We start from the raw sequence: 18906 nt of genomic DNA, 5'->3' as shown, positions 1-18906 counted from the left end.
TTTTTTTTCTATTATTATAAAAACCATATGGCTTATTGGAAGAAGTAAGCAAGTCAAACTTCCTCTTACATTTCACCGCTAACCGATAAGCTTCCAAATTGAGAGATATCACCTATTAGATCGTAGGAGTATCTGATAAACATTTTTCCAACCTCATAATTTAAAAAGGGCGGAGGATTCATTCCTAAAGCAAGCTTTACTAAGGCTTCAGGCAGGTTTTGTCCGGCTGCTACAGCCAAATAGACCCAAGCAGGAATTCTAGGATTAATTTCGATAAGGAAATACTCATTTTTATTGGTTTTAATCAATTCCAATTCCATTCCCCCTTGCCATTTAGTCTTTCTGATCAGATCCCGTGTTAATTCTAGCATTTCATCGTTCTGAATGGTGATACCTCCCCATGCTTTACCCTTATCGGTAATATACTGCTTGCGCATAGGGACAGCGCCTACCGTATTTCCCAAACCATCACCGAGAGCAATCACATTCACTTCGGTGCCTCTAATAAACTCCTGAATGATGACAGGCATCCCCCACTTTGCAGAAATCTTATTAAAAAAACTATTCACCTGTTCATCTGAGTAGGCCAAATAAGCATCGTAAAATTTGCCTTTCACCAGTAATGGGTACTCGAAAGAATCCTTGAGTTGTTCGATATCACGTCTATGTGTAATAACCTTACTAAATGGGACTTTAATCCCATACTTCTCACCGTATTGGCTAAGGTTTGCCTTTTGCCGCTCCTCAAACTGATCCATTGTGGGCAGAAAAGTCTGAATCCCTATTTTTTGAAGTCTTTCCCTAGCCTGAATGAAAGTATAGAGCTCTGCATCAAAATTTGGTATGATAACATCAAGTCTTTCTTTAGAGTGGATGTACTCAATCCTTTTAAGTAAGGTGTCCATCCCTGATGATGGGTATGGAATCTGGTATGTTTTGTCAACCATATCCGGCATATAGATCCCTGGCTCAAGATTTTCATAGGCCAAACCAATAATCCGAACATCGAAATCCTTACTTTCTCTTAAGCCCCGAATGACAGGTATTCCTGGTCCCGGATTATCGGTATTGTTTAAGCCAGTTACAGCGATATGATATTTTGTTTTTTTCATTTCCTCTTTTTTTACCTATCAAGCAATTCGTTATGCTGTAACATTTCCAAAAAATCTTCCATGTTTTTCTCAAGAGTTACCAAATCCACCTCATATCGATCCAGAAGCTGTTGCTTGATATCTGCAACATCACTCCCCTCTTTTAAATGATTCACAATTTCTTTTGCAATAGGGTTTAGGATATAGGAATCCCCCGTTTCTGGATTGAATAAAAATCCATTTTCACTAATCGCAATGTTTTTATTTAACTTCATGATTTCGAGATTAACAAATAACCTGATTAGAGTTTTTTTTATGTTTTTCAAAACGAGATTTGAAAAAGGCTATACAACTCTAATACTTCATAATAAAAAGTTATAAAAAAGCACTTAGATTCTGTTACAAAATTTTGTGAAAAAGTTATGAAATTCTACTGTGTAATTGGAAGGGTTTAACTTGGACTAATACAGGGCGTTCAGGCTTTTTTTATTCTTGATCCTGCTTTTTTTATATTCGGATACCGAAAGACCAGTCATCTTATGAAATTGAGTAGAAAGATACTGCACACTACTATAATCCATTAGGTAAGCAATTTCACTGAGGGTGAATTCATTCTGATCGACCAATTCTTTTATACGTTCTATCTTATTGAGAATAATATATCGCTCAAGTGTAATGGCTTCATGTTTGGAAAATATTTTGGATAATTGCTGATAGCTAAGCCCTAATTTACCGACCAGATATTCTGACTTCCGCACAATGGAGTCTACATTATTCATTTGATGAATCAATTCGATTACAGCTACTTTAATCTGCTCTACAATTTGCTGTTCATGGCCAATTATAATCTCCATACCATTCTTCTGAAGAATGCTATTGATTTTTTCTAATCCTACTTGCTCTGGCTTGTAACTAATAGTGGCCATTCCCAATTTAACCTGATCGATACGGATGCCGTTTTCCTCTAGAACCATACTTAAAACACGCACACAACAATTACATACCATATTTTTGATATAGATGGTCTCCGTATGCAAATTATCACTATTGAGTAGTAAGTTGCGCATGATGCGAAAAGATATTATTGTAATATTAAATTTAAGGAATTTAAATCGGATAAGAAATTTATTTCATAATCCTATTAATCTTTTTCAAACAGATTTATTTGAGTTAGCAATATATAAAGAACTACAAACCGCAAAAAAGGACTTACATCACCAATGCTTGTCACTTATAAAAAGAGAGTGCTTAATCACAAGCACCCTCTTTATTCTTACAAATGAGACTTAGTATATGCAATCCATTCTTTAATACTAAGAGACAATATATTAGGTTCGATTATGAGAAAGATAATAGATTTAAAGCCTTATCTTCTCCCACGTTTTCCCTTACCTGATACCTTACCTGTTACATTACCAGTTCCTTTTCCTTGTCCTTTTCCTTTTACTCCACTAGAAGAACCTCCACCACTGCCAGAAGAATCTCCACCATCTACATGATCGTCATCTCCTTCGGTTGTTGAGTCATCACCATGTCCGTCAGGTTTCTTACTGTGATCTTCTTCCTCTGATATATAATTGAACGGAGCAATTGATCCCCGTGTAATGATATGATCAAGCCCCCAAGTAGGAGTTGATAAGTGCCAAACCAAAAATTCCTCATTTTCATGAATGACTTCAAGAGCTTGTACATAATCATCAGCTTGGCATGCAAAACCAAGAGCACCTGAAGTTGACTGCCCTTCTGTGTACTTATACATCTTTTCTGCATCGACAGTTAAAGGTGCATCCCCCTTTAAAATCTGATCCAAATTTAAATTCGAAGCAAGAGTCTCGGTATGAGAACCAATTAAATTACCAGCCTCATCGTAATCCCCAACAATGGTCACATAATCCACAAGGGTTTCCTTAAATTTAGTTCTATTGTACTCAAAAGTAGAAAAATCCACATAGTATCTATATTGAGAATATTGATGCTTATCTGTTTTATCCATCATTCGAATTTCCTGTTCTACAGTAGGTAAAAAACAATTAACCTGTGAGGCTGGCGTATTAATACCATTCCCAATCACCTCAGGTACTCCCATAAATAAATTCACATAAACAATTTCATCGATAATTAGAGTGTTCGTTTTATCAGATCCTGCAGAGATACAAGCGGAAGCCAAATTCATAATCAGCTGGTCTGGATTAGATACTTCAGAATAGGATTTTGCTCCATTCGTCCAATCATCATCAACTCTAAATTGAAAATCATAACCACCGTAACCATTATCTTCCTCAATTAAGAATTTTAATCCGTTATCATCTGCTCCACCACTGAATCCGTGTAGCATAAGTTCTTTGTAAATGGACAGATTTTCAAGTGGTGAGTCAATTGTTTTATCTTCTGCTCCATCTATTACCGCAGCATCAGTTCGTAACATCATTAACCGTCCGCAAAAGTCACGGGTTACATTACCAACCGTACCATCGCCAAAATTCTTGATGACTTCACTTAATCGTTTCGAAATAACAGTAGATGGTGATCGAATAATATTTAAACGACCCATTTCAATTGGCACAACATGAAGTGCCACATCAGGAAGAACCTCTCCTTCGGCATCATAAAGAGCAATCACATTAGAAATTCCTTCAACGAAACCAGCTGCATTAAGTGCAACGGTGACCCCCTCAGTACGGGGACTATCTGCAGATTCATATATAACATATCCATCTGCATCTCGCATCAAAGCGTCAAAAGTAAAAGGACCATCAAGTTTAGGATTAACAACATCCATTACCCCATCAACAGGAACATCTTGATACTCTACCAAATACTTTAATTCATAAAGAACTGGGACACCCCTTTCATCAATTTCCATTTCCCGCAAATCGCCATACAAATCGGCTTGATCGACTTCTGTTTGCTTACCACCTTTTTTCAGTTCATGACTTAAAGTCGCTTGATTCTCATCAATATCCATAACATCATCCTGGCAAGCAGGAGTGAAAATAATCCCGATAAAGAATAATAAAGCATAGAATGAAACTAATTTTTTTTTCATAGTGAATAAGTTTTAAGTGTTTATTATAAAAAAACGTGTAATTATAATCATCAAGTTAGATATTGTTAATTTTTTTAACAATCCTCATTTTGTGCATTTCCAGTGACTAATTTGCTCACTACGAGTCAACAAATGCGAAGATCAATCTAAACAGAAAATAAAAAAAAGAGATTTACTAAAAAAAAAACGTGTAACTTAATAAGAGATAACAAACATAAGGATGATGAAAACAATCAACATATCAATTTATTATGATCAACTATTGGTGGCTGAAGGTTATAAAGCGATTTTGTCTGGTCAGAAACAACTTTATATTTCTAATTTAATAGAAAATGACATTGATATTTTAGAGAGAATAAAATCTATTGAAACAGATCTATTAATCATCGAATTTTCAAACATAACCAAAGAGAATATTAAGTATATAACCCAATTACACAAATCAGTACCAAGTCTGAAGTTACTTATCATATCAGGATTAATCACCCGTGAATTCTTAGACCCATTAATTAAAGTTATTGATGGGTATCTGTTGAGAACTTGCTCTTCAGAAAAATTAGTTTTAGCGATTCATGAAATATTTGAAGGTGGAAAATATTTATGCTCAAAATTAATTCCGATCCTTTTAGAAGACAATCACGAGAATGGCTTCAAAATTGATCTCACTACACGAGAAAGAGAAGTTTTATCATTACTATATACCACAAAACACAAATTGGAAATTGCAGAAAAGTTGAACATTAGTCAGACAACTGTTAGAACACATCTCAAAAATATTCGTCAAAAATCTGGTAATAAAAACGAGGTGCAGTTGATGAGATATGCCTGTAATAAAAGCCTATTAAAAGATAACTGTATACCTTTATGCCCAAACTGTAGGTTTTTTTGCAAACGAAATGCCAACTAACAAACATTATCTTAAATTTAATCATTCAAACTTCAATATAAATGCCATTAATCGTCACGCTGGCATATTAAAAAATCCCAAACTTGGGGCTTGGGATAGATTTTTTGGTTCACAATAATTAAACCCTAAGTGCACAAAATAATTCAAGGACTATCCTTTAAATCAGGCTTCCTTTCCTCGCAAGGGATTGTAAAAAAGAAGCTTGTCCCCTTACCTACTTCACTCTCGCACCAGATCGCACCAAAATTCTTTTGGACAAATTCATGACAAAGGATTAAACCTAAACCTGTGCCCTTCTCTCCTGACGTTCCTATTGTCTTGTATTTCACATCAATTCGGAAAAGTTTATCCATATTCTCTTGTGAGATACCTACGCCTTTGTCCTTAACTTCTATTTCCAGAAACTTGTGATCTTTCCTTACATTCACCTCAACGCTATCACCCGATTCTGTGAATTTGACTGCATTATTAATCAAATTACGCAAAACGGTATTAATCATCTGCCTATCTGCGTAGGCTACATAAGCTTCCTTCATATTTGTTCTCAACACGACACCCTTCTTCTCAGCTGGAACACGGTGTAAATTGATATTATCTTCAACCTGTAGAGATAAATCAAACTCAGTTGGTGAATATTCAATAAAACCTCTTTGAGATTTGGACCAAGTGAGTAGATTTTCCAGTAAGTTGTAAATCAATTCTGCAGAATGGTGAATACGTTTCAAAGCAATAAGCCTATCCTCCTCATCCAGATTATTATAATTCTCATCTATAACCTGACTTAATGAATATAGACTAGCAAAAGGATTCTTTAGGTCATGAGCCAAAATCGAAAAAAACTTATCCTTGGTCGCATTCAGCTCGTTCAATTCCTCTTTTTGCTGGCGTAAGCGCTGCTCTGCCTCCTTACGTTCGGTAATGTGTCGTGAAACGATCGTTATGCCTGTAAGAACGCCTTGAGCATTACGACGAGGACTTATCTTTGCATTAAACCAACACATTCCCGTCTGATTGACACAATAATCAAATTCCTGAACAAGATCACTTTTTTGTAATTGCTCAAAGGCCAGTTGTAATTCTTCCACAACCAAAGGAGGAAAGCCCACCTGTTTATAATGTTTATTTAGAAAAAAGTCTGGATTCTCATAAAGTGGATCTTTATTACCCGGGTTATAAAATTCCTGAAATACACCATCACGATCAAGTACAAAGACTAAATCGTTGAGAGATGAAATTGTTGATTTTAATTTTTCTTCACTTTCTTCTACTCTCTCCTTTTGTAAGGCTATTTCAGTCGTTCGCTCACGAATACCATCTTCAAGAATTCGTTTGTCCCGTTTAAGTTTCCTCTCCCTTTTCCTAATAATTCCAATAATTAAGAAAAATCCGAATAGGATGTATAAGGTATAAGCATAAAGACTAAGCCACCAAGGTGGAAGAATCCTAATCTCAAGCTGAGTTGGCGCTTTATTCCAAATACCATCATTATTAGTTCCCTTTACAAGGAAGGTGTATTGCCCACTTGGCAGATTGGTAAAGTGTACAAAATGGCGGTTTCCCACTTCTATCCACTCATCACTTAAGCCTTCCATTTTATAGGCGTAACGATTCTTAAAAGGTTGGGTATAATCCAAGGAAGCATAAGCAATTGTAAAGGAATAGTCCTTATAGGAAAGCTCTAACCTATCGGTATACACATTGAGCATTTCCTTTCGTGCCCCTCTTTCCTTATCAAATGAGGTAATCACAACAGGAGGAATAAAGGTATTATCTTGAAGTGAATCGGGATGAAAAACAATCAATCCATCCATCCCCCCAAAAAACACTTGTCCTTTTTCATCTTGAAAAACAGCTTTTAAATTAAATTCCCCACCTTGTAAACCTTCATTGATAGAATAGGATTTAATTTCCTTGATTTTCATATCAAACATGGCCAAACCACTACCCGTTGAGAACCATAGGTTTTGATTCTTATCCTCAATAATATCATAGATAATGTTACTAGGCAAGCCATCTTTCATAGAATAGTAAGTGAACAAAGAATCCTTTTTATGAAAGCGATTGACTCCTGTGCTGGTGCCAATCCAAATATCACCTTCTTGATCCTCGCAAAGAGAGATGGTGAAATTATCGCAAAGGGTATTAGACTGACCATTTTGATGCGAGAAGTGCAACATCTTATTTTCACGAGGCTTATAACAATCCATGCCATCCAATGTCGCAATCCAAACGAAGCCTTCACTGTCCTCTAATATGGAATAAACCAGATTACTACTAATCGTATAAGGTTCTTCTGCCCCCGAACGGTAAAAAACACGTTCTTTCGTCTTCGGATTAAAAGTAATTATCCCATTTCCTGTTCCAATCCATATTTTCCCATCGGAATTCTCAGTAATACAATAAACTCGATTATTGACAAAGAAGTCCGTTGTGTCTAGCCCAAAATAGGCATGAAAAGGGATGAAATTTTGCCGATCCGGATCAAAGAGGCTAACTCCATTTCGAGTTCCCATCCAAATTTTTGATTCACTATCTTCGAAGAGAACATGAATATGGTTGTTTGAGATGTTTCTATCACCTTCAAATTCGGAAGCATAATGCAACATTTCTTTAGATACGGGATTGTAAATATTCAAGCCTTTAGCCCAATTCCCTACCCAGAGGCGTTTATCTTTATCGATATAAATAGATCCGATGATATTATCCAATAGATTCAGCGAATTCGGATCATCAGTTTTCTTATAATTTCGAAATTTCTTCGTTTTCAGATCTGCTCTATCAAGACCCGCAATCGTACCTATCCATAGATTCTTAGATTTATCTTCGAATAGAGAATACACAATATCATGACCAATATAATTTATATTATTGGGTCCACTATGGTATTGGCTTATTTCAAAATGACCACGATCCCAACTCCATTCCATTCGATTCAGGCCACCTCCCCCTGTTCCTATCCAATACACGCCATTGCTATCCTGCAGAATTGAACGAATATAATTGGTGCTCAAGGGCTGTCCCTCTTCATTGTCAAAACGTTTGAATTCTTGAGTCTGCTGGTTATAGAAATTGAGCCCCTCTTCAGTTCCTATTATAATATTACCTGAAAGATCTTCATAAAGAGCCGTAATATGGTTATTTGAAATAGAATTGGGCTTCGATTCATCCTGACGATAATTGGTGAAACTTTTCTTCTCAGGATCAAAAACACTCAGACCATCTGAAGAACCTATCCATATCATTCCCGATCGAGATCTGAGTAATGGAAAACCAATATCGTGGAGTGCTCCATCGTATTGTAGGTTATTTGTGAAACTCTCCAGACTATCTGTTAAACAATTGTATCTGGATAGAACTGGAGGCAAACTGATATAAACAAACTGATCATCGGCCACGGTACCATAAACAAATTTATCTGGCACAATAGAATCATTCAATTTGTGAGGAATACGTGTAAATTCTCCTGTGGTCTTATCATAGCGATTTAAGCCCTCCTTTGTGCCAAGCCAAATATTTCCCTTAGCATCTTCTGTAATATCGAAAACCCAGTTATTTGAAAGTGAAGTACTATCGGTTGGATCATAAAAAAAGTTCTCAAAACTATAACCATCAAACTTATTTAAACCATTCTGGGTGGCAAACCACAGATAGCCTTCTGAATCCTGAAAGATAGATTTGATTTCGCTTTGAGAGATACCTTCTTCTACGCCGTAATGCTTAAAAGTCATCAATTGAGCATGAGTATTGGGAGTCATCCACAATAGAGTTCCCAAGAGATATAATATTATAAAGATTCGAAAATTCATATGCTATTTTAGTGTGAATAATTAAGCATTAGTAATTTACGCCTTTTTTATGATTCTTCCTTAAAACTAAAATCGTTTAATCAAATTGAAATACAGTCTTGTATACGTATTCGATTTCTCGAAAGTTCCCTCATAATTAGCAGAAAAAGATAACTTCTTATGAATTCGCCAGGATAAGTTAAGCTCTGCAATATGCTGAAGCAAGCTATTGTTATTGTAGCTATAGGTATAATCAACATAGCTGTATTTGATACTTGCAAATAACTTAGCAGGTATAATATCACGAGAGAGTCTCAGTCTGTAGATTTGCCCTTTAAGATAGCTACTACGCAATTGAGTATTCGAAACAGTTACAGAGCTATTGATTACAGGGACATTTCTGTAGGAAACATAGGCATACATATTTTTAGAAGCTTCTCTGTCATTTTTTCGGGATCGATACCCCATGTTACCACCCAGAGACAAATTTTTAGCGGGGCGATAATGGATTCTGAAACGGAAACCTTGTCGGGTTTCGTTTTCAAGAATCTGAAAAGCGAGGCTTTTAAAGGTCTCGTAATAAATCACATTTTTTCGAATATCATAGGAACTCGAGAGTGTTAATTGACGGGATACACGGTACCTTAATGAGAGGTATAAACTGGTGAGATCAAAGCTGCTTTTAGGGGAATCATTCTCCAGTTTAAACAAATCGACTTCAAAGGAACTGAATAGGAATAAGTTCTTTAAAAGGGCATTGCTATGCTGATAATACAGTAGTCTTCTGTCGGTATTGGAATGGTACTTCTGTTCAACAAAAGCCAGGGTGTTCTGCATATATCCCTTTTCAGTTTTAACGCGGTGTTCCAAATAGCCACCAAACTGAAGTTGATTAAAATCAAAGCTGTAATCTAAATAATCAGGACGTGATCCTGCTATTGCTCCCACTGAGAAGTTTCCAAATCGTTTTTCAAGCTGAACACCATCAATAGCACCAATGTTAGCTATTTTGGGGTTTGTCTTTCTTCCAAGCCAAATATCTGAGCTTTCACTCATCTCATATTTCAAAGCCAGGCTGTATATCTTCAAAGCACTGTAAAGGTTAGACTTCACCTCATCCCATTCCCCAGACTCATGCGAAAACCGAATATTAGTTTCAGTAGAAAACTTAGAATCAGCTATATTTTGGGCATTCAAGGACAAAGCATACCTCATCCTGTGATTACTGCTAATATCCTCGCTCGATAAATTTGAATATGATGAAGCCGATACTCGACCATAAATCGACTCTTTTGCCCCATTGGACATTTTTTTAACCTGAGCCGGGCTAGGTAAACTGACAACTTCTGTATTATAATCCAAATCTGTTTCAATAGGCTCTGGTTTTTCTTCAGAAAGTTTATCCTTTTGTTTCGCAAGTAGCTTATCACCCACCTTTAGGCTCACATCTCCTATAGGACTAGCAACCACTGAAATTGAAGATTTATTATTCACCTTCAGGACGGGAATAAGACTGTTATTCCTGCTTAGGAACAAAGTATCTCCAACTTGGATAAGCTTTGTGCTTTGAAACTTGACATAGATATTTTGAGAGCTCTTGTAAGAAATTTCACCTTCCAAGAACTGATCCTGCGCTTTCGTATTGCTACTAAAACAAAGCAAAAATATGACGACAAGTGGAATTATATATTTCATTTCAGATTCTATTTAAGCCAATTAATTCTATGACAGCATTTTTTCAATCCCAGTCCCTAATAACAGAGACTATCTCACAATCCGCATTAATCACTGTCTCCAGTAGGATGACAGGACAAACATGAATTACTCTCGTACACATAGTCGGGTACCTCACTGTGGTCCTCATCGGTGTCAGTCCTGTTGTGTTCATGGCAGGTAATACAAGAAAATTGTGCATAATTGCTTGTATTGGTATGACAATCCGCACACGAATTCCATTTACCATTGTGTTTCCCACTATAGATAGGGAAATACTGTCCATCATGATCGAAACTAGCCGGTACCCAAGCAATATCGGTATGGCAAGACTCACAATCCGTTGGGAAATTGGCAGCCGAATGCGAAGGATTGGTCGTATTATTGTAATCAGTAGCATGACAGCCGAAACACTCATTAGGCGTGTTGGCGTAGTCCCCTTTATGGCAAGCCAAACAATCGGTCGCAATTGCGGTGTGAGCCCCTTTTATCACATAGAATTCATTGTGCTGATCAAAGCTTGCTGGTTTCCATCCAGGTTTAGTGCTATGACAAGCCTCACAGTTTTGTGCTAAACCAGCAGCCAGATGATTGGGGTTCGTCGTGCCATTATAATCTGTTTGGTGACAGCTTATACAATCAGATGATGTTGTTGAAAAGTCGTTCCCCGAATGGCATTTTGCACAATCGTTAATCGCATGAGCATCTCTCAGTGGGAAAAAATCATGATTAAAACCCGAGGAAGACCATTCAAAAGCTGTTAATTCATGACATTCCTCACAAGAAGTCGAATAATTTGCCGTAACATGATTGGGCTGTGTTGTAGCCATATAATCTTGTCGGTGGCAAGCAATACATTCAACATTCAGAGGCTCGAAACGAAGAAAATTTTCAGCTGTATGGCAATCGTAACAATCTGCATGAGCATGAGCTCCCAGAAGCGGAAACCTGCTCTGTTGATGAATTTCAGTCGTATTGCTTACAATCCATGATTCGGGGCTGTGACATTGCGCACAATCCCCACCCAGGCTTGTGCTGTGAATATCGGTATGACATTGCATACATTCCTGTTTAGCTTCTGAAAAGACCAATGTGGGATGACACAATTTGCATGAAACTGTTTTATGCTGTCCATGAAGTAAGAATTCAGTGGTATTGTGATCGAAAGCAAAGATCTCCCGATCGACCTCCCAGCCCTCCTGGGAATGACACAGTTTACAATCAGTCTTCCAGCTTTTACCGTGAGGTGATTGTGAGAAAAGACTAAATGAGAATGATAAAACCAAGATTATTGATGACAAGTAGCGCATTGGAAATCTTTTAGTTTGTATTGCTTATATTCGATTTGATTTTCTTCTACAGTTTTATGGCAAGCAGCGCATTGTACATTCAGATGTTCACCTTCTAATTTAAACTGGCTGTTGTCATGATTAAATTTAGAAGCCAGCCAATTATTAGAGCTATGGCATCTTAGGCAATCCGTTTTACCATCTAGTTCAAACTGTTTGTGATGTTCATCCTGATGACAGCTTAAACAATCATCTCCCAATCCTTTGAATTGTTGCGTGATCTGAGCGTCCTCATCTTGCTTGAAATGACAAGCTCTGCATGTTTGTAACTTGTGTGCACCCAATAGATTAAAAGAGGTCTGTTGATGATCAAATTGAACCTCACTCCAGCTGCTCACGGCATGGCAATTTTCACAATTCTCTTTGGGGAAGAATTCTTCACTAATTAATCCTTTGTGAATGTTCTCGTGACAATCCACGCAGTTTTCCCCAATACTTCTAAATTGCCATTTATCTTCCTTTTTGTGACAAAAGAAACAGGCTGTTGCCAGATGTGCTCCCTCTAATGCAAACTTAGATTTGTTGTGTTCTGCTATAGAATATGTAGAGCCTTCGAAACCCTCTTGGGTATGACAATGCTTACAGTCTGGAGATTTATTGTCCTTTTTGAACTGCCCCTCGTGAACATCCTTATGGCAATTTGAACAGCGCTTGTGTTCTATGGGATTGGTATAGGAACCCGTATGGCAAGCTTTACAATCTACCTGTTTGTGTTTGCCTACCAATTTAAAGTTGCTACGATTGTGATCAAAGCTATTGAGAGCGATGAGACTTTTAAACGAATTCACGCTATGACATTCGCTACATTTATTCCCAAACTTATTCTTATGCACATCGGTATGGCAGGCCTTACAATTATTGAATGCAAGGCCTTTAAAGTGTTGGAATTTCTCCCCTTTTAGAATTTCTTGTTTATGACACTTATCACAAGCCACTTCCTGATGTTTCCCTTCCAGTGGAAATTCCGTCTTAGCATGTTGGAATTTACTCGCAGGTGCAAACTGATCCATATCATGACAAGACAAACAATCAGACGATAGACTTTCCTGATGGTAATCCTGATGACAAGACAAACAGGAAGTGCCTAGGCCCAAATAGGTATATTCTTTTTTAGCAATTTCCTTATCGGAGATGAATTGAGTTTGATGACAGGCCTTACAATCTAATTTCTGATGGGCGCCTGCCAATGTAAATCCAGTTAAATCATGCTTAAATGTGTCTTTATCGAAACGAATCATTTCAAAATTACGTCCATGATGATCGTTATGGCATTCCACACAAGTCTTTCCTTTTACATCGCTAGAAACATGATAGCCTTTCCCAAGTTCAATTCGCTTTTTAAGCAGGCTATGGCAATCCAAACACTTGTTATTGGATACCTTCTCGCCCAAAACATGACACTGTGTACAATTAGTCATCCCCTCTAGGTGAGCATGTGCTTTTGCCAGTTCACCCGGAGATAGTTGAGCAAAGCTTTGCAACTTAACAACAACTAACACGACTAATATGAATATGCCTCTGTACATTCTATTTCTTTGATTAGAATTCTATTAGTTATCATGCTTTAAAACGACATCACCGAATTTCTTTGTGATGTTGATACCTGAATTTTGAAGAAATTGACTTGGTAACTCACCCCCAGCAAAAATATAAACCAAATCATTTTCAATATTAATCTCGTCCTTTGATTCCTCTAGTGCGAGTAAAACACGAGTCTCCTGAATGGATGAAATATTGGAACTGAATTTCACATCAACTTGTCCACTGATTATAGCAGCATCAATTGCGGCCTTATTTTTTGGTTTTAAACGGTTAAAAGAAGCTTTTCGGTACGATAAAGTCACCCTGTTCTGATCAGCCAGAAGGATTGCCGATTCTATTGCGGAATCGCCACCACCTACAACCAGAATATCTTTATCACTGATCTCCTCAGGCTCGAGAAGTCGATAAAAGACTTTTTCTAATTTCTCACCTGGCACATTCAATTTACGAGGTGTTCCTCTCCTGCCAATAGCTATCAAGACAGTTTGAGTGCTATATGTCTCACCCGTTTTGGTTACTATCTTAAAGCCCTCTTTTTCGCTTTGTATCGCATCTACTTTCGTATTTTCTGTTACCTGAATCTCATTCTTTTGTAAAACCTCTTCCCACAAGTTGAGTAAGACTGACTTTCGGGTTTCATAAAGTTTTGCCTTGCCATGTAAAGGCAAATCCATAGGAGATGTCATCACAATCTTTGTCCTTGGAAAAGAGAAGACGGTTCCGCCAAGGGTATCTTGCTCAAGAGTTAGACAGTTGAGTTTATTCTTCTTAGCCATAAGCGATGCAGAGATACCAGCCGGACCTGCACCAATGATGATAACATCGTATTGGGCAGGCTGATTTTTCTTAATCTTCTTTGATAGGTTTTCAATGGCTTGTTTGCCCTGTTCAACCGCATTCTTAATTAAGCCCATACCTCCCAGTTCACCAGCAATAAAGATACCTGGCACATTGGTTTCGAAATTCTGATCGACATGTGGCAATTCCACTCCCCGCTTTTCAGTTCCAATACACAAAGTGATAGCTTGGGTAGGACAAGCATGAAAACAAGCCCCATGTCCTATGCATTGTGAGGCATTAATAATAGTTGCTTTCCCATTTCGTATACCCAGAATATCCTTTTCAGGGCAAACCGTAATACAGGCGCCACTTTTAATACAAGAATGCTGATCAACTACCGGGTGAAGTGATACAGGCTCGTACAAGCCGTCTTCCTTCGCTTGAGATATTTTCTGCTCAACAAGCTTCGATTCACGTTTTTGTTTGCGCAAATAAATCAGTACAACAATTAAGCAAATCAGAGCAATGACTGAATAAATAACAATTTCTTCTATTAATAATTCCATAACTAGAAAATCCATTTGTATCCGAAAATGATGCTAACCACAACATGTACGAGTAAGATAATGAGCATGACCAGAGCGAAAGGCAAGTGAGCAACATGCCAATACTCAAAGAGTTTTTGCATGTAAGCCAATCGGCCAATCTTTCTATTTAAAACAATCTCATTAATAACCAGACGCTTAATCTTTAGTCGTTCGGGACGGGTGAGTTGGTTTTTTCTTAATTCAGTATCGATTCTTTTATAAGCTCTACGATCCTGTCTCATCTTTTTAATTAAACGAATCACTAATAATCTCGACGAAGTTTCAGCCTCATCATCCAATGATGACACAATAAGCTGAAAACTTTCCTCCTCTAAATCATATTCCTTCCGCAGCAGTTCTCCCAAATCCGTTTTAGCACCTCTTACTTCTTTTAAACTCAATTCTCGCCCTTCTATTGTCCTTGGGATCTGAATATATATAAATCGCCCTATAATGCCACTAAGGACCACGGCTACCATGCTCCAAAAAGAAATGGCTACCAGACCACCAAATTTAAAGGCGGTGTGATACAAAACCAATACAGGCCCCAATACACACAAGAAAATATGAAACTCCAGCCAGTATTTTAAAACGCCAATCCTCGAAAACAGTGCGATTCTCTTTCTTGCCATATATAGAAACACCCCCGCAAGAATCATTAGAGAGCCAATAATTCCCAAACCATGTCCAATCATGCCACTGGATTTTAGAATTTGATGATCGGTATGATAAAAGCGTTCTTCAATATTGAGTTGATAATAGCTCGAGCCATAATAGCCTATCAGGATAATAGCAGCCAGTACAATTAAGACATAGATCGCAATTGAAAGACGATGTATAAGCTTTGACATAAGTAAGTTTTTCATATCAAGTTAATAATTTACATTCAGAAAGATCTTATCCTTCAGTTATTTAAACAAAATATAGATTTAAATAGGCTTACAAAACAGGTCTGCTCTTTTCTCAAAGAACGCTTCACTATTCCTATTGGATTCTCTGACTCCTTTTTAACTCAAATCTCGCCCTTGTATTGTCATGGCTTCTAATATCTTTATAGTCGCCCATCATCTCCCAAAGTATAAAGCCCTGAACTTCAACTAAAATGCAATATAAGCCCGACGATCCTTCACTACAATTTAAACAAGGACTACATATAGATAAGCCTCACATTGACTTTATGAGGACTTAAGAGATAGGTGACCTAGCGTATAAATCAAAAAAAAACGAAACCTATTAAGGCTTCGCTTTTCTAATTCTTTTTAATCAATAAGGCTTGCTGATCATGCTTAGCCTTGAATAAGTATCTTCTAATTGATTATTTGATCTTCTAATACGATTTTATGAAATTGATTGCGCGTTAGATTGCGATTTCCACATGCTGAACGCATCTCCTAAAATCGCAATGAAAGACAACTCAAACCACCATCAAGTTTTCTGAATTCAGAAACATCAACTTCTTTTACCGCATAGCCCTCACTCTCAATCGTTTCTTTCGCTTTGGGGAATCCCTTGGGCACTATCACCGTATCGTTCACCCATATACAATTGGCCGCGTAACTTTCATCTTTATCAATCTCTAGAATATTGAATCCTTGAAATTCTTCCTTGGATATAAATTCACCACATGCCACTAAGTTATTTCGCTCCAAATATGATAGGCCTGTCTTCAAATGCAAGACCTCTTCCAGATTCACTGTCGACCCGCTCATGCCATATTTCTCCAAATATTCAATGACTTGCTCAGCACCCTTTTCATTTGTTCTCTCTGATAAGCCGATGTAAAAATGCGAACCTACCATCATTATATCTCCCGCTTCTACCCTTCCCGGTTCTTGAACTTCTTCAATATTACTATAATACGCTTTCAGTACATTCTTGATTTCTACGATCTCTCCCCGTCGCGACAGAGCTCCAGGATTTGTTATGATGGCACATTCACTCGTTAATAATGCCGTATCTTCTACAAAGGTGGAATCGGGGTATTTTTTGTCTGCTTCTAAAACGATGACTTCTAATCCGCATTCTTTCAGCACGTTTACGTATTCTGCATGTTGGACAAGTGCTTTTTCATAATCAGGCAGTCCTAATTCAGCTGTGGTCAAGCCTTTTAACATGCTTTTTCCAGGCTTTCTTACTATTGCTTTCTTGAACATACGTTTTCCTTTTTATTCTTAGTTTGCAATCTAACGTTCCATGTATGGTGTCGTAGTATCCCGAAAAGTTGCTATGTACTATACATATTGTTATCCTTTTTTTAATTACTACTATACCTCTCAACTAATTGTTTTGTTAGCAATTCTTCAAATGGACCTGATTTTGAGATTGAAGAACTTGTTGTGGTGCTTGAAGTACTTTTAAATTCGGTAATTGTCTCTTTCATAAATTCTACAGAACTTTCAAATAATTCATCAGTTAAACTAGATAAATCTAATGAAGTCAGTTCGATTTGTGTTGGATGAGACTTTTGTAAAGTTTCTGAAACAATAATCCTTGATGTATGATAGGTGAAAGTTCTAATTAAACTACGCTCTTCTTTTGAGAGTGATGTGTTTTTTAATCTAGTTTCTACATCCCTAACCACTAAACAACAATTGAGGTAAGCTTGAAAATTAATTTCTGGCTTAAAAATAGACTCATAACTTTCTTTAGTTTTTATTAAAGTAGTAGGTCTTGCTCGTGCTTCACTAGGCTTTCTATTTAATATCGCATGAATAGCTTGAGCCGTTGATTGTATTGCAAAAATTTTAGAAATAGGTTTTCCTTGATTTTTGTAAAAATTCTTTCTTCTGTCATAAAAATACCCTTTTTGGTCAAAGAACATTTCTAATTTTCTTTGAATGTCGTCAGTTGCTCTAAGTAGAGCAGGATTTACTGGAGTTTGACGGTTAGTTGCAGAAATGATTTTGTCAATGGTTTCTTTATCAGAACTTTTCACAATCTTAACTAAAACTGCTCTAGTATCATTTTCATCTTTTGTATAGTTTTTGCCTATTGTATAAGAGGTTTGAAGACCGTTTACAATTTGTACACCCTCAACTTGAAGTGTTTTTGCCAATGGTCTTACATCTTTTGCTATTATCGTAATTCCATTGTTTAACCACCAAAAATCAGTTTCGAAGTCAGAATTTAGTGATTCATTAATTTTTTTATTCACATCTACTTCACCTTGATAATGACGAACATTTTCTTCAAATATAGATTCTCTAATTACACCTTGACTATCAGTGATAAAGTCGTAATAATCTGGTAATTTAACTACTCCAATATATCCAATATTAGAGCTTTCATAGTCAATGGTACTTGGTTGTTCTTTGAACTTTAATTCAAGATGAACCTCTGTTTTCTCGCTATGTAGACTTAATAATTCTTCTGCACTATACAAATCAAAGGAAACAATCGCTTTGTGAACCTGTGTTTTTGCTTGCTCAACTATCTTTTCTTTTTTTGCCTTAAATGTATCACTCTCATGAATTTTATTTGAAATGCAACCATAATAAAACTGAATATTGATTTGAGCACCTTTTATTACCGCTTTTTTCCATATTGTTCTAAACCAAATTATTCGTTCGACTAATTGCTCATTAAATATATTATTTAAAACTTCATTTTCAATTTCCAAATTCCATACAGAGTCCATTGAAATGAAAAACTTATTTACTACATCTTCAGCAAATTTATTATTAAATTTTGATTGCCCAATTACAACCTTAATAGTCGAATCTGCCTTTACTGTAATGGCTTCTAATTCTTCATCTGAATTAATTACGAATTCATCAACCATAAGTAGAAATGTGTCAATACCACCATCACCACTTCCATCTACTACAGCTGACATTAAATCCTCAGCACTTAGATTGGTTTTTTTATTAAGCAGATATAGGGTGTATAACTCGAAAGCATCTGATTGATTTAAAGTAATTCCATTTTCTGAAATAAAATCATTTAAACATTCAGTAATCATTACTGTATTATTCATAGTGTTTTTATTATTAACGATAACGGTCTTGCTAAATTTTGTGGGCGATTTCAAAGAATGACCTTCTCTACCGACCAAAGGGAGATCACGAAACGAAGTGAGTAAACCGCGCGGAAGCAAGCCGCATAAA

The 18906-nt window shown here is 36.8% G+C and carries 13 protein-coding genes; 1 reads left to right on the top strand and 12 read right to left on the bottom strand.

Annotated features, from left to right (window positions below; translation table 11 throughout):
• Positions 1-65: 65 nt before the first annotated feature.
• From ACXR6G_RS05875 to ACXR6G_RS05860, 4 genes are all read right to left on the bottom strand, one after another.
• Entirely contained in the window at positions 66-1112 is a 1047-nt protein-coding gene (locus ACXR6G_RS05875; protein ID WP_458360476.1) for an ATP-grasp domain-containing protein, read from the bottom strand.
• Between the two features lie 11 nt (positions 1113-1123).
• Positions 1124-1366: a PqqD family protein gene (locus ACXR6G_RS05870; RefSeq protein WP_458360475.1), complete on the bottom strand. Its 243-nt coding sequence runs from the start codon at positions 1364-1366 to the stop codon at positions 1124-1126.
• Between the two features lie 186 nt (positions 1367-1552).
• Positions 1553-2158 carry a helix-turn-helix domain-containing protein gene (locus ACXR6G_RS05865; RefSeq protein WP_458360474.1) on the bottom strand — a complete coding sequence of 202 codons (606 nt, stop codon included), beginning with the start codon at positions 2156-2158 and terminating at the stop codon, positions 1553-1555.
• A gap of 299 nt (positions 2159-2457) precedes the next feature.
• Entirely contained in the window at positions 2458-4137 is a 1680-nt protein-coding gene (locus tag ACXR6G_RS05860) for a hypothetical protein (RefSeq protein WP_458360473.1), read from the bottom strand.
• Between the two features lie 220 nt (positions 4138-4357).
• Between ACXR6G_RS05860 and ACXR6G_RS05855 the strand changes: the two genes are divergently transcribed.
• Complete coding sequence (locus ACXR6G_RS05855) at positions 4358-5044, top strand: DNA-binding response regulator (RefSeq protein ID WP_458360472.1); 687 nt, start codon at positions 4358-4360, stop codon at positions 5042-5044.
• A 143-nt stretch (positions 5045-5187) separates the two neighbouring features.
• Here the strand turns inward: ACXR6G_RS05855 and ACXR6G_RS05850 are convergent, their stop codons facing one another.
• The 8 genes from ACXR6G_RS05850 to ACXR6G_RS05815 all read right to left on the bottom strand — a co-directional run bounded on the left by ACXR6G_RS05850 (position 5188) and on the right by ACXR6G_RS05815 (position 18776).
• Positions 5188-8850, bottom strand: coding sequence for a sensor histidine kinase (locus tag ACXR6G_RS05850; RefSeq protein WP_458360471.1), 3663 nt, complete (start codon positions 8848-8850; stop codon positions 5188-5190).
• Positions 8851-8916: 66 nt separating this feature from the next.
• The gene (locus ACXR6G_RS05845) at positions 8917-10524 is read right to left on the bottom strand and encodes a hypothetical protein (RefSeq protein WP_458360470.1); all 1608 of its coding nucleotides are present in this window, start codon (positions 10522-10524) and stop codon (positions 8917-8919) included.
• Between the two features lie 86 nt (positions 10525-10610).
• The gene (locus tag ACXR6G_RS05840) at positions 10611-11852 is read right to left on the bottom strand and encodes a multiheme c-type cytochrome (RefSeq protein ID WP_458360469.1); all 1242 of its coding nucleotides are present in this window, start codon (positions 11850-11852) and stop codon (positions 10611-10613) included.
• Complete coding sequence (locus tag ACXR6G_RS05835) at positions 11831-13417, bottom strand: hypothetical protein (RefSeq protein WP_458360468.1); 1587 nt, start codon at positions 13415-13417, stop codon at positions 11831-11833. Before ACXR6G_RS05835 ends, ACXR6G_RS05840 begins: the two co-directional genes overlap by 22 nt.
• A 24-nt stretch (positions 13418-13441) precedes the next feature.
• The gene (locus tag ACXR6G_RS05830) at positions 13442-14779 is read right to left on the bottom strand and encodes an NAD(P)-binding domain-containing protein (protein WP_458360467.1); all 1338 of its coding nucleotides are present in this window, start codon (positions 14777-14779) and stop codon (positions 13442-13444) included.
• Between the two features lie 2 nt (positions 14780-14781).
• Positions 14782-15651: a hypothetical protein gene (locus tag ACXR6G_RS05825; protein WP_458360466.1), complete on the bottom strand. Its 870-nt coding sequence runs from the start codon at positions 15649-15651 to the stop codon at positions 14782-14784.
• A gap of 540 nt (positions 15652-16191) precedes the next feature.
• Entirely contained in the window at positions 16192-16953 is a 762-nt protein-coding gene (locus tag ACXR6G_RS05820; RefSeq protein ID WP_458360465.1) for a dimethylarginine dimethylaminohydrolase family protein, read from the bottom strand.
• Positions 16954-17054: 101 nt separating this feature from the next.
• Positions 17055-18776, bottom strand: coding sequence for an AIPR family protein (locus ACXR6G_RS05815; RefSeq protein ID WP_458360464.1), 1722 nt, complete (start codon positions 18774-18776; stop codon positions 17055-17057).
• Positions 18777-18906: the final 130 nt, after the last annotated feature.

This window comes from Ancylomarina sp. YFZ004, from assembly GCF_054254355.1.
The sequence above is the reverse complement of the archived record's forward strand: the minus strand, read 5'-3'. Positions and strand labels throughout refer to the sequence as shown.

Bases quoted from the DNA above. Each gene is read 5' to 3' on its own strand.
- ACXR6G_RS05875 (WP_458360476.1), bottom strand. From the start codon at position 1,112: ATGAAAAAAACAAAATATCATATCGCTGTAACTGGCTTAAACAATACC.
- ACXR6G_RS05870 (WP_458360475.1), bottom strand. From the start codon at position 1,366: ATGAAGTTAAATAAAAACATTGCGATTAGTGAAAATGGATTTTTATTC.
- ACXR6G_RS05865 (WP_458360474.1), bottom strand. From the start codon at position 2,158: ATGCGCAACTTACTACTCAATAGTGATAATTTGCATACGGAGACCATC.
- ACXR6G_RS05860 (WP_458360473.1), bottom strand. From the start codon at position 4,137: ATGAAAAAAAAATTAGTTTCATTCTATGCTTTATTATTCTTTATCGGG.
- ACXR6G_RS05855 (WP_458360472.1), top strand. From the start codon at position 4,358: ATGATGAAAACAATCAACATATCAATTTATTATGATCAACTATTGGTG.
- ACXR6G_RS05850 (WP_458360471.1), bottom strand. From the start codon at position 8,850: ATGAATTTTCGAATCTTTATAATATTATATCTCTTGGGAACTCTATTG.
- ACXR6G_RS05845 (WP_458360470.1), bottom strand. From the start codon at position 10,524: ATGAAATATATAATTCCACTTGTCGTCATATTTTTGCTTTGTTTTAGT.
- ACXR6G_RS05840 (WP_458360469.1), bottom strand. From the start codon at position 11,852: ATGCGCTACTTGTCATCAATAATCTTGGTTTTATCATTCTCATTTAGT.
- ACXR6G_RS05835 (WP_458360468.1), bottom strand. From the start codon at position 13,417: ATGTACAGAGGCATATTCATATTAGTCGTGTTAGTTGTTGTTAAGTTG.
- ACXR6G_RS05830 (WP_458360467.1), bottom strand. From the start codon at position 14,779: ATGGAATTATTAATAGAAGAAATTGTTATTTATTCAGTCATTGCTCTG.
- ACXR6G_RS05825 (WP_458360466.1), bottom strand. From the start codon at position 15,651: ATGTCAAAGCTTATACATCGTCTTTCAATTGCGATCTATGTCTTAATT.
- ACXR6G_RS05820 (WP_458360465.1), bottom strand. From the start codon at position 16,953: ATGTTCAAGAAAGCAATAGTAAGAAAGCCTGGAAAAAGCATGTTAAAA.
- ACXR6G_RS05815 (WP_458360464.1), bottom strand. From the start codon at position 18,776: ATGAATAATACAGTAATGATTACTGAATGTTTAAATGATTTTATTTCA.